Origin of the sequence: Duganella alba (assembly GCF_009674495.1) — a bacterium.
Classification (GTDB): domain Bacteria; phylum Pseudomonadota; class Gammaproteobacteria; order Burkholderiales; family Burkholderiaceae_D; genus Rugamonas; species Rugamonas alba.
This window is the reverse complement of record NZ_WKJN01000005.1, coordinates 68,922-83,860: the sequence shown is the minus strand read 5'-3', so window position 1 is coordinate 83,860 and position 14,939 is coordinate 68,922. Positions and strand designations below refer to the sequence as shown.

Annotated in this window: 9 protein-coding genes; all 9 read right to left on the bottom strand. The window is 66.0% G+C overall.

All coding sequences use genetic code 11. The features are described from left to right. Nucleotides 1–3: 3 nt before the first annotated feature. Nucleotides 4–2,109, bottom strand: coding sequence for a penicillin-binding protein 1C (gene pbpC, locus GJ695_RS06480; RefSeq protein WP_154363085.1), 2,106 nt, complete (start codon nt 2,107–2,109; stop codon nt 4–6). After that, entirely contained in the window at nt 2,106–7,418 is a 5,313-nt protein-coding gene (locus tag GJ695_RS06475; RefSeq protein WP_371866502.1) for an alpha-2-macroglobulin family protein, read from the bottom strand. The genes pbpC and GJ695_RS06475 overlap by 4 nt, the downstream gene beginning before the upstream one ends. Nucleotides 7,419–7,462: 44 nt before the next feature. Continuing rightward, nucleotides 7,463–7,789: a hypothetical protein gene (locus tag GJ695_RS30000; protein WP_229260344.1), complete on the bottom strand. Its 327-nt coding sequence runs from the start codon at nt 7,787–7,789 to the stop codon at nt 7,463–7,465. A gap of 80 nt (nt 7,790–7,869) precedes the next feature. Next, complete coding sequence (gene rlmD / locus GJ695_RS06470) at nt 7,870–9,210, bottom strand: 23S rRNA (uracil(1939)-C(5))-methyltransferase RlmD (protein ID WP_154363083.1); 1,341 nt, start codon at nt 9,208–9,210, stop codon at nt 7,870–7,872. Nucleotides 9,211–9,288: 78 nt separating this feature from the next. Then, the gene (rpoS, locus tag GJ695_RS06465; RefSeq protein ID WP_154363081.1) at nt 9,289–10,284 is read right to left on the bottom strand and encodes an RNA polymerase sigma factor RpoS; all 996 of its coding nucleotides are present in this window, start codon (nt 10,282–10,284) and stop codon (nt 9,289–9,291) included. Between the two features lie 17 nt (nt 10,285–10,301). Further along, nucleotides 10,302–11,261, bottom strand: coding sequence for a peptidoglycan DD-metalloendopeptidase family protein (locus GJ695_RS06460; protein WP_154363078.1), 960 nt, complete (start codon nt 11,259–11,261; stop codon nt 10,302–10,304). 25 nt (nt 11,262–11,286) lie between these two features. Further along, nucleotides 11,287–12,156, bottom strand: a complete 870-nt coding sequence (locus tag GJ695_RS06455) for a protein-L-isoaspartate(D-aspartate) O-methyltransferase (protein WP_154363076.1) — start codon at nt 12,154–12,156, stop codon at nt 11,287–11,289. Continuing rightward, the gene (surE, locus tag GJ695_RS06450) at nt 12,153–12,890 is read right to left on the bottom strand and encodes a 5'/3'-nucleotidase SurE (protein WP_154363074.1); all 738 of its coding nucleotides are present in this window, start codon (nt 12,888–12,890) and stop codon (nt 12,153–12,155) included. The genes GJ695_RS06455 and surE overlap by 4 nt, the downstream gene beginning before the upstream one ends. 81 nt (nt 12,891–12,971) lie before the next feature. Continuing rightward, nucleotides 12,972–14,933: a KGGVGR-motif variant AAA ATPase gene (locus tag GJ695_RS06445; RefSeq protein WP_154363072.1), complete on the bottom strand. Its 1,962-nt coding sequence runs from the start codon at nt 14,931–14,933 to the stop codon at nt 12,972–12,974. Nucleotides 14,934–14,939: the final 6 nt, after the last annotated feature.

Here is a 14,939-nt window from a genome sequence, read left to right as displayed (position 1 = left end):
TCGTCATTCGCGCTGCTGGGCGTCGCCGGCGCCGCGGACCTGGAAGCTGGTGATGGCGATGGGTTTGTCGTGGGCGTCGATCAGGGCCAGTTGGTGGTGGCCGGGCGTGGGACGCCAGGCGTAGCTGGTGCTGGCCTGGCCCAGCGCTTCGCCGTCCAGTTGCCAGCTCAGGCCCTGCCCGGCACGGGCCTGGAAGAAGACGCGCTGGATGGCGTCCGGGATGTCGGGATCGATGGCAATGGTGCTGGCCTCGCCCGGATACAGGATCTTCGGCGACCGGTGCTGGTCCTGGGCCAGCGCGATCACCGGGCTTTCGGTGCCGGCGATGAACCATTCGCTGCGCGCCGCCTCCAGTGCCGGTTCATAGGCGATCTGCTGCCGCACGACGCCGGCCGGCGGCTTCGGTGCGCGGCTCGGCTGGCCGCGATGCAGGTAGTCCATCACGTCGCGCCATACCGGCGCAGCGCCACTGACGCCGGACACGTCCCACATCGACTGCCCGTCGAAGTTGCCGACCCAGACGCCCACCGTGTACCTGTCCGAATAGCCCACGCACCAGTTGTCGCGCATGTCCTTGCTGGTGCCGGTTTTGACGGCGGCCCAGAACGTGGTCGCCAGTTCGTTCTTCAGGCCGAAGGTGATGCTGCGCGCCGCGCGGTCGGCCAGGATGTCGCTGATGATGAAACTGGCGCGCGCGTCGAGCACGCGGCGCGGCGCACCGGCCGCTTGTTGCACCTGCGCCAGCGTCACCGCACCATACATGCCGCCGTTGGCCAGCGTGCGATAGGCGTTGCTCAACTCCAGCAGCGAGACCTCGGCGGAACCCAACGCCAGCGAATAGCCGTAGTATTCCGCAGGCTGCGTCAGGCTGCTCAATCCCACCGCACGCAGACGCTCGTGAAAGCGCTCCATGCCGGACATCACCAGCGTGCGCACCGCCGGCACGTTGAGCGAGCTGGCAAGGCTGGTTCGCACGCTGACATAGCCTTTGAAATTCTTGTCGTAGTTCTGCGGGATGTACATGCCGGATGGCGTGGAGATATCAATCGCCGTATCGTCCATCAGCGACGCCGCCGTCAGCTGCCTGCGTTCCAGCGCCAGCTCATACAAGAACGGCTTCAAGGTGGACCCGGCCTGCCGTAGCGCCGCCACGCCATCGACCTCGCCGCCGCCGGCATTGCCGACGTAGGCCAGTATCTCGCCCGTGGCGTTATCCAGCACCACCACCGCGCCATCGTTGACATTGCGTCCTTGCAGCGCCGCCAGCTGCTGACGCAGCACGCTCTGCGCATAACGCTGCAAGCCCGCATCCAGCGTGCTACGCACTGCCTGTCCGCTGCGCGTGAGCAGCTGCTGCGCCACCTGCGGCGCCGGCGGCAGGTTCGCCGCCAGCTGCGGACGGCCCATCGCCACGATGATGCGTAGCTGGATCTCGCTGCACGTCGACGGCAAACGCAATTCCTGCGACAGCGCGCAGGCCCGCTGCGACACCACCTTCTGCCCCGCCGCCGGTCCGCGCAAGAGACTCGCCAGTATCACCGCCTCGCTCGCGTCCAACCCGGACGGCGCCTTGGCGAACATGCCGCGCGCCGCCGCGCCCACGCCTTGCAGCTCGCCGCGATACGACACCATGTTCAGATAGGCTTCCATGATCTGCTGCTTGGACCATTGCGCATCCAGCTCGCGCGCGGCCTTCACCTGATCCCACTTCTGGCCCCAGCTACGGCCCTGCGCCGACGACTGCAAGGCCGGATCGAGCAGCGCCGCCAGCTGCATGGTGATGGTCGACGCGCCGCGCGGCCGCGTGCGGAACAGGTTGTCCCACGCCGCCTTGGCCGCCGCATTCCAGTCCACGCCGTCGTGCTGGTAGAAGCGCTGATCCTCCGCCTGCAGCACCGCCGCCGGCAGCGCGGGCGAGATATCGTTCAGGGCCACCCACGGCAAGCGCCGCACCTTCATATCGATGCGCAGCGACTGGATCGCCTCGCCATGACGGTCCAGCAGTTCCGCATCCGACGAGCGATACGCCGCCCGCACCTCGTCAAAGGTCGGAGCGGCGTGCGCGACGCCGGCCAGCGCCAGCGCAATGGTGAAAACAATCGGCTTCATTTGACAGTGATGGCAGCATTGGGCCAGGCGCCGAACATCTCGGGACTGTACATCGCCTCGATGCGCGTCGGCGGCAGATTGAACTGGCCTGGATTATTCAGGCGCACCGTGTATTCGACGCTCCACTTCCCTTTCGGTACAAACTGATAGAACGCGCGGAAGCCCTCGAAGGTGCGCTCCTGGAAGGCCGGCGTCGCCCAGCCCCTGGCGCGCTCGTCGCCGCTCATGATCTGCGAATCGCCGCCCAGGCCGGAACCAAGCACCGTGGCGCTGGCCGGAATCGGATCGTCCACCACCACCCAGGTCATGTCCGACTGCGCCTCCAGATCCAGATGCACGCGGTAGACATCGCCGCGCGACCACACGCCCTTCACTTTCTGCTCCACCGGCGTGATGGTCTTGGCGACGTGGTAGCCGCTCGACAGCGGCGTCTTGAGCGGCACGGCCGACAAGGCCTGCACCGTCGCCCATGGCTTGCCGGCGCCCGCGTGCTCCAGCGCCAGCTGACCGCCGCCGCGCGGCCATGGCAGCATCACCGTGCCGCCGGCCGGATCACCACCAAAGGCGATGCTCTTGCTGGCGTTGCCCAGCGTGGCGCCGGCGGTGCCATCCACCTTTTCCTTCTCGAACAGGCGCGAGAACTTGTCGATCGCCAGTACGCCCCAGGCATTGGCGACGGTCGTGCCCCAGCGGCCCTTCTGCTGGCGCCCCAACGCGCCGCGCGCCAGGCGGCCGATATCATCCTTCCACGCCGGATTGTCTGCCATGACCAGCAACAGGCGGTTGGCGTTGCTGTCGACAGAGGACATCAGCCACCACCAGTCGTCGGTACGTTCGGTGGAGAAGGTCATGATGGTGCCTTGAAGGTTCAGGCGCGAACGCAGGATCTGCTCCGCTTCCTTCATGCGCTGCGCATGCTGCGGCAGCGCGCCCGAACGCTCCAGGATCTGATACCAGTCGATGACGGCGGACGTCGGCCACAGATTCGGCTGCACCGTGAACGACTCCAGATCGGCCGCCTGCACCGGCCGCGAACGCGACAAGGCTTCCAGCGCGGCGATCTTGCGCACCGCCAGATCGGTGGTCGGCAAGGCCGAGTAGCGCATCACCTTGCCCTGCACGAAAGCCAGCAGGCCGGACTCCATGCGCCCCTTGAGCGCATCCGGAATCTCATAGCCCGCTTCCGCCGCCGCCGACAGCACATACGCCGTCAGCGTGTCGCTGCCCTCGTACATCGGCGCGAAGTATTTGACCAGGCCATCCGCATCCAGATGCGCCGGCAAGGTATCGATGGCGGCCTGCCACATCGCCCTGTCATGCAGCGCAATCGACCGCGAGGTCACCTGCTCGAAGCAGCGGTAAGGATACTTCTGCATGTAGTCCTGCACGCCCGGCAGATCGCCGCCCAGCGCAGGGGTGAACTGCACCCGCACGCCGCCGCGACCCGGCAGCGCGTCCTCCGGCATCCTGACCTGCATTGACTGCTTGCGATCCAGCTGCAGCAGGGTCGCCTGCATCACCGTCACAGGCACCGCCGGCACCACCTTCTGCTTGATCTTGATGCGGTCGGTGGATGCCGCACCGCCGCCCTCCACCGCCGCACTGACATCCCACGCCAGCGTGCTGACCGATAGCGGCACCTGCACATCCCAGCCGATCTCGCGCGCCTGACCGGGTTCCAGCGCCACCGACTGCGGCGCCAGGGCCTTGCCGCCTGCATTGGCGGTCAGCGTGGCGTTGACCGCCGCGTCGGTGGTATTGCGCAGCGTGAAGCTGGCGCGCAGGCGGTCGCCCTCGCGCACCAGCGCCGGCAAGCCGGAAAGCAGGATCAGATCCTGCGAGCTGCGCACCTCCGTGCGGCCGGTGCCGAACAAATCGGCCTGCGCGCTGGCGATGGCGACGATGCGGAACGCCGTCAGCGAATCGTTGATCGGCACCTGCACCGTGGCTTCGCCGTTGGCGTCCAGCGTCACGCGCGCTTTCCAGAACAGCAGCGTATCGAACAGCTCCCGTCCCGCGCCCTTGCCGCCGCCACCGCCGGCCGGCACCGCCTTGCGCCCGAAGTGGCGCTTGCCGACCACCTGCATCTGCGCGGTGGACGTCGTCACTTGCAGGCTGCGCTGCGCCATCATCGCTTCCAGCAGATCCCAACTGGTGTTGGGCATCAGCTCCAGCAGGCCGACATCCACCGCAGCCAGCGCCACTTCCGCGCCGGCCGGCGGCGCCGAGCCATCCGGCAGCGCGACCTTGACCGCCACCGTGGCCTTGTCGCGCACCTTGTACACCGGCTTGTCGGCCGTCACCTGTACTTTCAGCTCATTGGCCGACCAGCCGACACGCAGCGGCGCGATGCCCAGCTTGTAGGCCGGCTTGCCCAGATCGACCAGCGCCGTCGGCTGCACGCTGTTCACACGCCCGCGCACCGCCAGCGCCGACACGTAGACATTCGGCGCGTACTGCTTCTTGACCGGGATGGTGAATACCGGTTCGCTGCCGATAAGCGGACGGATATAGGTGTCGATCACACCCTCCCGCTCCACGGTGATCAGCGCGGTCGCTTCGCGGAACGGCATACGCACCTGGAAGCTGGCCGTCTCGCCCGGCTCGTAACGTTTTTTCTCCGGCAGCAGATCGATGCGGTCGTTGTCGGTGGCGGCAAACCACCAATCGGCGCCGTCCGCCACCCAGGTTTCGCGGTTGGCGACGGCCACGCGCTGCTGCGCATCCTGCGTTTTCGCGCGCAGAATCAAATTTCCCGATGCAGGCGCCTTCACCTGGCAGATCAGCAGTCCCTTGTTGTCGGTCTTGCCTTCGCAGGCCGCGCCCAGCGCCTTGACTTCGCTGCTGTTCTCGTAGGCGTAGAAGCCGCCGATCAGGCGCCGGCGGTGCGAGTACGACAGGCGCTGGAAGAAGTCCACCGCCACCGGCGCATCGGCCACCGACCTGCCTTCCAGGTCCAGCACCGCAACCGTGAACTTCAGCGCATCCTTGCTGAGTACCCAGCCATCCGGCTGGATGCCGATCACATAGCTCGATGGCCACAGCGGAATGCGCGTGGCGGCGGACAGCGTTTCGCCGTTGGCGTCCTGATAGGTCATCTCGGCCATCAGCTCGCGCGGCGTCTGCACGGCGGGCAGCTGATCGAGCGTGATGCGGGCGCCGCCGGCCTTGTCCAGCGTCAGGCCGCGGGTCTTGACTGCGGCCGGGCCGGCGACCGCGCCGTCCTCGCCTTCACCTTCGCCGTCGTACATGCCTTCGTCGTCATCGAAGCTGCCCGAGGTACGCTCGGCGCCGACCTTGACGTCGCCGTTGCTGAAGCTGAAATCCGCATAATCGGCAAAGCTGATGCTCTTGTCCTGCACCACGGTACGCAGCTGGACCGGCGCGTCGCCCGCGCCGCCGCCGGACAGGTAGCTCAGTTGCACATCCAGGTCCACCGCCGCAGCCTGGATCGCCGGCGTCTTCGGTCCTTGCAGCAACGCCTTCATGGTCGGCACGCGGAACTGCTCGACGCGGAAACGGCCGGCGCTGCGGCCGCTCAGCATCAACTCATACCAGCCTTGCTTGGCGTCGGCCGGAATGGTCCAGGTACTTTCGGCCGAACCGTTGGCGTTCCACTTCAGCGGCTGCTCGTATTGCTGGCCGCTGCCTTCGTGGATGATGTGCAGCGTTCCATCCTGCTCCTTGGTCGCCTGCACGATGCCCTGTTCGACGTGACGGCGCAGGAAGTGCTTCATGTGCACCGTCTCGCCGGCGCGCAGCAGCGTGCGATCGAAGACCGTGGTGGCGATGACGTTGTCGGCGCCGCCCTCGCCGCGCGGCAGATTAAAGCGCCAGGTCTCGATGCCGCGATCCCAGTCCGACAGGGTGAACGTCATGTCGTTGCCCAGCCGCGCGCTGATGAAGTAGCGGCCATCCCTGGAGCGGCGCGACATCGGCAGCTCCTTGCGAATGTGCGCCAGGCCGCCGCCATCGGTAATGCCCTGCCACAGCACGTTGCCATCGTAGTCGCGCACCGCCACCTGCGCCTGCGGCACCGGCTTGCCCTTGTCCAGCGACGTCACCCACACCACCGACGATTCCGCGCCGTGCTTGAAGTGCGCCACCATATTGGTCACCAGCGCGGCGGTGCTGACATACGCCGTGCCGCGCCGCAGGCCAAGGCCGGCGCCCAGCCGGGGACTGGCCAGTTCCACCACGTAGAAGCCCGGCTTGCGCAGCGGGATGCCGACCACTTCAAACGCCTTGCCGCCATTCGGCTTGGGCATGGCGAAGCGTTCCACCTTGCCGGCCCTGGCGTCCAGCAGCTGCTTGTTCAGGTTATCGCCCCATAGTTCCTGCGGCTGCCAGCTGTAGCTGCTGCCCATGCGTTTGAGCCACGCGATGACCTGCTGGTCCTGCTGATCGGCGGACGCCTCGCCGTCGTTGACGCGCAGCGCGCCGCCATCGACCTTGCCGGCCGCCAGCCGCGCCTCCACATTGCGCACCGTGACCGGCAGCAGCTTGTCGCCCTTCGCCTCGATGATGCCGAAGCGCGCCGGGAACTTGACCAGCGGCGGTTGCGCATCGGTGCGGATCGCCATCGGGAAGCTGGCCTGGTTGACCAGCGTGCGGCCGGCGTCGTCCTTCAGGCCCGCCGGCAGCGACAGCGTCAGTTTCGTCTGTTCCGGGAACGGGCCGTTGATGTTCAGCCATTGCAGGTACTCGCTGTTTTCCTCTTCCTTGCTCAGCACCGGCTTGAACACCTTGCCGCCCGGCGCGGAGATCTTCACGGCCAGCGCGTCGGCGCGCTTGACCGGCGCCGAGAACTGCACATGCATCGGCAGGAATGGAATGCAGCCGCCGTCGGCGGACAGTCGGTCGCAGCTGAAGCGCGCGTTGAAGTCGGGACGCGTCTTGTAGCTCAAGGTCTGATCCTGCGTGGTGGCGATGCCGCTGTCGGCCGCGATGCCGGCGCCCCACACCAGCGTCACCTGCGCCTCGGCCGGCAACGCGCGCTGGCATTGCAGCACCACGATCGGCAGCTTGTCGAGCCGCTGGTTGTTCAGCTTAGCGGTGGCGCGCCACACCACGCCGCGCGCCTTGAAATACAGCGACAGATAGCGCTCGGTGAAGGACTTGCGCAGATCGAGCACGCGCTGGCGTTCCGCGCCTTGCAGCACGCGCACGCCGATTTTTTCGTTGATGCCTTCGGCCTGGCACCAGGCATGCGCGGCCACCGTTGCGTCGCTGGCCGGCGCGTCCAGGCCCAGCACGAAGATCTGCTGATCGTCGATGGAGCTGGCGCCTTCGCGCGGCGCCGCTTCCACCACCGCCGGGCCGCCGGTGTCGAAGGCGAAATGGCGTTCGCCGCTCAGCGGCTTGCCGGCGATGTCCTTGAGGTCGTTTTGAGCGTGAAGCGACAGGCCACGCCGGCCGGCAGGTCGCGCGCGAAGTCGTAGCTCCAGTTCTGGCCGTCAATCCATCGGCCCTTGCCCTCTTCCGGACAATCGACGCTGAACGGGTCGCCAAGGCGCATGTCGCCCAGCGGCACCATCTGCCCGCTGAAGCGCGCCGCCACCTGGCGCACGCCCTTGACGGTGCCCGACGGTGAAAAAGCGCTGACGGAAGTATCGGCCAGAACGGCCAACGGCAGGCTGCACAAGGCAGCCTGCGTGATGATGCGGGACAGGAGGCGCATGCCAACTCCAGGCGCTGATTAACAATCAGACCAGTGTTGCGCACGCCTCCTGCAAAGTCAATAATCTTAGAAGAAAAACATTACGTCAGGTCGAACACCGCCATCGATTCGACGTGCGAGGTGTGCGGGAACATATTGACCACGCCGGCCTTGTCCAGCTTGTAGCCGGCCAGGTTGACCAGCGCGCTGGCGTCGCGCGCCAGCGTCGACGGGCTGCACGAGACGTAGACGATGCGCTTCGGCAGGAACTCCGGATTGGTCTGGCGCAGCGCGCCCAGCGCTTCGCACAAGGCCATGGCGCCGTCGCGCGGCGGGTCGATCAGCATGCGGTCGAACTTGCCCAGCGCGATCAGGTCCGCCGCCGTCACTTCGAACAGGTTGCGGTTGTAGAAGGTGGTCTTGCCGTCCAGGCCGTTGGCCTTGGCGTTGCTCAGCGAACGCTCGGTCAGCGTTTCGCTGCCTTCGATGCCGACCACTTCGCGCGCCAACGTCGCCAGCGGCAGCGTGAAGTTGCCCAGGCCGCAGAACAGGTCGGCCACGCGGTCTTGCGGCTGCACGTCCAGCAGGCGCAGCGCCTTGTGCACCAGCACGCGGTTGATGTGGTGATTGACCTGCGTGAAATCGACCGGTTTGAACGGCATGCGCACACCGAATTCCGGCAGCAGGTAGTGCAGCTGCGGTTCCAGCGGGTAGAACGGCGCGGCCGTTTCCGGGCCCTTGGTCTGCAGCCAGAACTGCACGCCGTACTGGTCGGCGAAAGCCTTGACCTTGGTTTCGTCGTCGGCCGTCATCGGCGCCATGATACGCAGCACCATGGCGGTGACGTCTTCGCCGATCGCCAGTTCGATCTGCGGGATCTGGTTGAACAGGGTCAGCGAGCCGATCAGCGCGCGCAGCGGCAGCAGCATGTCCGACACGTGCTTGGGCAGGATCTGGCAGCTCTTGATGTCGGCCACGAATACCGAGCGCTTTTCCTTGAAGCCGACCAGCACCGTTCCCTTCTTTTCCACCCAGCGCACCGACAGGCGCGCGCGGTAGCGGTAGCCCCAGGTCGGGCCGTACATCGGCCGCATGATGTTGTCGGCGTGGACCTTGCCGATGTGCCACAGGTTATCTTCCAGCACACGCTGCTTGATCGCCACCTGCGCGGTCGCTTCCAGGTGCTGCATCGAGCAGCCGCCGCAGTAGTCGAAGTGCTCGCACTTCGGCACCACGCGCATCGACGATTCGCGGTGCAGCGCGGTCATGCGCGCCGCTTCCCAGTTTTTCTTCTTCTTGAACGTTTCGAAGCTGACGCGCTCGCCCGGCAGCGCGCCTTCCACAAACACCACCTTGCCCGGCGAGCCGTCTTCATTCTCAATGTGGCCGACGCCACGGGCGTCCATGTCGAGCGATTTGATGTCGATGGTATTTTCTTGCATAACGTTCAATTTTGAAATGACAAAAGATAGGCGCCGGCGGATGCGCCGGGGCCAATATGATAGCAGAATGGGAAGTGACTACAGCAGCGAATCGCGGACCACGCCGCGCGCGGCCATGGCGCGCTTGAGTTTGACCAGCGCTTCCTGCTGGATCTGGCGCACCCGCTCGCGCGTCACGCCCATTTCCTCGGCCAGGGTTTCCAGCGTGGCCGGGTCGTCGTTGTCGAGGCCGAAGCGGCGCATGATGACGATGCGCTGCTTGTCCGGCAGCTTGGTCAGCCAGTCGCGCACCAGCACCGTCATTTCGTGGTGCTCGGCGCGGGCGTCGGGACTGTCGTCGCTGTCGCCGGGCAGCATGTCCATCAGCGACGATTGCGGGTCGTTGTCCAGCGGCGCATCGAGCGAGGTGGCGTGCTCGGACAAGGCCAGGATGTCCTGCACCTCCTCCACCGGGCGGCCGACCAGTTCGGCGATGTCCTCGGCGGTGGCGTCCTTGCCGTTGTGGTGCTGGGCTTCAAGATGGTATTTGCCGCGCAGGATCTGGTTCAGCTCGCGCACCATGTGCACCGGCAGGCGCACCGTGCGCGCCTGGTTCATGATGGCGCGCTCGATGCTCTGGCGTATCCACCAGGTCGCATAGGTCGAGAAACGGAAGCCGCGCTCGGGCTCGAACTTGTCGATGGCGCGCATCAGGCCGATATTGCCCTCTTCGATCATGTCGAGCAGCACCACGCCGCGGTTGATGTAGTGCTTGGCGATCGACACCACCAGCCGCAGGTTGTGCTCGATCATGGTCTGGCGCGCGCTGAAGTCGCCGGCCTTGGCCAGCGTGGCGTAGTGGACTTCCTGTGGCGCGGTCAGCAGCGGCCGGGTGCCGATCTGGTTCAGGTAGTGCTGGGTGGTGTCGGTGGACAGCTCGGCGGCCAGCACTTTTTTCAGTTCGTCGACGCTTTCCAGCACCGCGCCGGTTTCCGGCGCGTCGCCTTCCTCGGCGCCGTCGACGCCAGCCTCCTCGTCGCGAAAATCGTCCGGGAGCGAATCGTCATCCATCTGATCGTGCGGCGTCGAGGTCATGGCTTTACATGGCTCAGCTAGCGGTTAGGCAGGAAGCGCGACGGGTCCACCGGTTTGCCCTGCTGCCGGATTTCAAAGTGCAGCTTGACGGAGTCGGTATCGGAATCGCCCATTTCCGCAATCATTTGTCCCTTGTTCACGCTCTGACCTTCCTTCACCAGGATGGTCCGGTTGTGCGCATAGGCGGACAACAAATTAGTACTGTGCTTCACAATAACGAGATTACCATAACCACGGATGCCGCTGCCGGCATACATCACTTTTCCTGCGCCGGCCGCCACGACTTGCTGGCCTGCCTTGCCGGCGATGTCGACGCCCTTGTTCTTGCCTTCGTCAAAGGTGGCGACCACCTTGCCTTCGGCCGGCCAGATCCAGCTGACGCTGGCGTCGTCGGCGGCCAGCGCCGGTGCGGCTGGCGCAGCCGGCGGCGCCGAGGGGCGCGCGACGGCAGCGGCGGCCGGCGCCGGTGCTGGCGACGATGCGGCGACCGTCTCCTTGCCATTGTCGCTACGTTGCAGCTCGGCCAGGTTGGCTTCCGAATACGGCTTCTTGTCGCCCTTCGGGCCGGTTTTCTTGACCACCGGCGCCGGTGGCGGCGTCTTGTCCGACGGCGGCATGATGACGGCGGCGGTTTCCACGCCAGGGCTGTTGGGAGCACCCTGTGCGCTGTCCGGCGGCAGCACGCGCAGCACCTGGTCGACCTTGATGTCGTTCGGATTGGCCAGGTTGTTCCAGGCCACCAGATCGCGGTAGTTCTGGCCGTATTCCAGCGCGATGCGGATCAGGGTGTCGCCTTTTTTGACGGTGTACAGGCCGCGCTCGTCGCGGGCGATCTGCGCCGTCTCGCTTGGCGTGGCGGGTTTGACGGCGGGCGGAATCGTGCGGTCTACAACCGGGGCTTGATTAGGAGGGCTTTGGCAGGCGCTCAATACTACGAGCACAAAGCCCAGTGCGAGCAAATTGCTTTTATTCGTCATTCTCATTTTCATCTAGTGGTTCGGGCTACACCACGCCCGGACGCAAGGGCACGAAGTGGCAATCTTCCAGCGTTTCACTGGTCCATTCCGTCTTGCCGATGCGCGTAATCAGTTCCAAATGCTGGGTGCGGACGCCTACCGGCGCGACCAGGCGGCCGCCGACGGCCAACTGCTCCAGCAGGGCTTGCGGCACCTCCATTCCGGCCGCGGCCAGAATGATACCGTCAAACGGCGCCGCTTGCGGCAGGCCAAGCATACCATCTCCGTAGTGCAGACGCAGGTTCGGCACACGCAGGGGCCGCAGATTGGCCTTGGCCAGCTCGTGCAGCGGCTTGATGCGCTCGATCGAATACACCTCCTGCGCCACGCAGGACAACACCGCCGCCTGGTAGCCGCAACCGGTGCCGATCTCCAGCACGCGCTGCAACTGGCCGCCGTTGCGCATCACCTCGATCATGCGGGCCACGATGTAGGGCTGGGAAATGGTCTGGTGGTGACCAATCGGCAGCGAGGCGTCGACATAGGCTTGCGGCGCCAGCCCCTCGTCCATGAACATGTGGCGCGGCACGGTCTCCATCGCGCCCAGCACCAGCGGGTCCTTGACGCCCTGCCTGGCGATACGCTGCACCATGGCGCGGCGTACCGCGTCCGACACCAGCGGATTCTGGCGCGGCGCCTGGGCCGGCGCCGGCTGCGCGCGCTCCATGGCATAGCTGTGCGACTTGGACGGCGTGGCCACCGCGCGCGGCGCCGGATACTGCGGCGGCGCGTGGCGCGCGGCGTTCTGGGTGGCGGTTTGCGGTGTCGCCACCGGCTTGAATACCGTTGCCTTCCTGGCCCCCTGGTCGACTACCGAGGACAGCGGCAAAGGGAAGGTACGGTTTTTTTCGTTCATGCCAAGGCCTTTGCCAATGCATTGAGTTGGGAGGTGTGCGTCAGGTCGATCTGCAGCGGGGTGATCGACGTGCGGCCGTTGGCGCAGGCATGGAAATCCGTGCCTTCGCCGGCGTCCTTGCAGGCGCCCGGCGGGCCGATCCAGTAAATATCCCGGCCGCGCGGGTCCTGGGCCTTGATCACCGGCTCGGACTGGTGGCGCCGGCCCAGGCGGGTGGCGACCATCTGATTAAGCTGATCATAAGGACGGTTGGGTATATTCACGTTCAGCAGATACGGCTGCGGCAACGTTTCATAGTAACGCTGGATAATGTCGCGCGCATGACGGGCGGCATCGTCGATATGCTCCCAGCCGTAGGCGCCCTGCGAGAAGGCGATGGCCGGAATACCGAACAGATAGCCCTCGGTGGCGGCGGCCACGGTGCCGGAATACAGCGTGTCGTCCCCCATGTTGGGACCGTTGTTGATGCCCGAAACGACCAGGTCCGGCCGGTAATCGAGCAGCGCCGTCAGCGCCACGTGCACGCAATCGCTGGGTGTGCCGTTGACAAAATAAAAACCATTGCTTGCCTGCTGCACCGACAAAGGCCGGTCCAGCGACAGGGAGTTCGACGCGCCCGAGCGGTTGCTGTCCGGCGCCACCACCACGATCTCGGCGATGGAGGCAAGCGCGTTGGCCAGCGCATTGATGCCCGGCGCCAGATAGCCGTCGTCATTGCTAATCAGGATTTTCATTCAAATGATTTTACCTGAAGCAATGGCCGCGCTGCGCATGCCGACCGTTCCCTTTACGTATAAATTTCGTATAAATTTTCGTCAACGCGGCGGCGTGCGGCTGCCGTACAGATGCCCATCGAGCGCCAGCAGTTCATCCGCCGCCCGCGACCACGCGCTGCTGGCGGCGGCCTGCACCGGGCGTCGCAGCGGCCGCACCAGCGCGTCGCCGTAGTCGTCCATGGCGGCGTCCTGATGCAATTCCGGCACCAGCGGCGCTTCGTCGGTCGGCACGCCGAGTTGCAATTGAACATCAATCAGCTGCTCGCGCGCGCGCCGGGTTTCCGCATGCTCCGGCCCCAGGCGGCGCAGATGGGCTTGCAGCACGGCGTCCAGCAGGCTGCGCGCCGCGTCCAGTTCTTGCATTTGAAGCAAGGTATACGCCAGCGACGTCTTGCTGCGCAGCGTGTCGGCATGCTCGGCGCCCAGCAGGCGGCGGCGCGCCGCCAGCACTTGCTCCTGTACCGCGCGGGCATGCTGCAGGTCGCCCCGCTGCAACAACAGTTCGGCGCGCGCCGCCTTGGCGCCCAGGGTTTGCAGGTGATCCGGGCCGAACAGGCGGGTGTAGGTGTCCAGCACATTGTCCTGCAACACCAGCGCTTCGGCCACCCGGCCTTGCAGGCCCAGCGTGGCGGCCAGATTGGCGCGCGCGGTGAGCGTGTCGAAATGTTCCGTGCCCAGCATGCGCTCGCGCGCCTCAAGAATGCACTCATCGAGGAATTGCGCCTCGTCCAGCCGCCCCTGCTGGCGCAGCGCGCCGGCCAGATTGGTCTTGCTGGCCAGCGTGTCGGCGTGATCCTCGCCGAGGCTGCGCTGGCGCAGCGACAGGCTTTCCTCCAGCGCGGCCAGCGCCTGCCGCAGCTTGCCTTCGCGCCGGTACAGCTCGCCCAGCAGGTTGAGATCGTGCGCCAGCGGCTGCAGGGCCGCGCGCGCCGCGCTGCCGCCCTCCTCCAGCGCGCAACGCGAGGCGCCGATCGAACCCAGCAGTGCGATTTCGCCGCCGGACTGCCACGGGAAGTAGCCCGGCGCCAGCCAGGCAAGAAAGGCTTCGAAGGTGCGCGTCATGGAAAAACGGTCGCCGCCCTGATCCAGCCGCACCGCCAGCTGCTCGCCATAGGCCACCGAGCGGTTCTGCTGCAACTGCACCTCGTCGAAATAGCTCTCCAACGAAACCTGCTGCAAACCGTAGCACTCGCGTATCAACTCCTCGAAGCCGGGCTGGTAACCGGGAATGTGCTGGGTGGCGTCGCCGCGCCGCCACTGCGCGCGCTCGGCGGCGTCGCCGGTGTCCACGCGCGACGGCAAGGGATAGATCAGCAGCGGGCGCTGCTCGTCCTCGTGGCTGCGCCGGTAGGTGGTGGCGCGCGTGACCAGCGCCTGCAACCCTTCCAGGCTTTGGCGGTTGGGCGTGAACATCAGCACCAGTTTGCGCGGCAGCAAGGTGGTGCAGACGCCGGCGCTGTCCGTGCGGCCGGTGCGGGAGTCGACCAGCACGTAACGGAAGTGGCGCGACAGGCGCTCGGCAAAACAGCGGAACAGCGCCGGGCAGGCATAAAACAGCTCCTCCCACTGCATCGAGGCCAGCCGGTCGGGATAGCTGTCGTCGAAGCGGCCGGCGCGCATCATGTACAGCTGGCTGCTTTCATCGACACGGGTCACGTATTGCTCCCAGCCGACGGCGGCCAGCACCTCGTGCGCCAGCTCATCGTCGTCGATGGCCAGGCCGGTGCTGCGCCGGCGCAACAGCTGCTCGCGGCAGGCTTCGAAGAATTCCAGCACGCCCGGCTTGTTTTCCTGCTGGTGCACAAAATAATGATGCAAGCCCGGCGCTTCCAGGTCCCAGTCGATCATCAGTACCGGTGCGGTGGCGTTTTGCTGTCGCGCCAGCAGCACCGCGATATTCGCCAGCGCCATGGTGCGGCCCGTACCGCCCTTGTAAGAATAGAAAGTGATGACTTCGCCGCCGGCGCTCAGCGGCGGTAGTGACAGGGACGTGAGTTCCATGGCAAC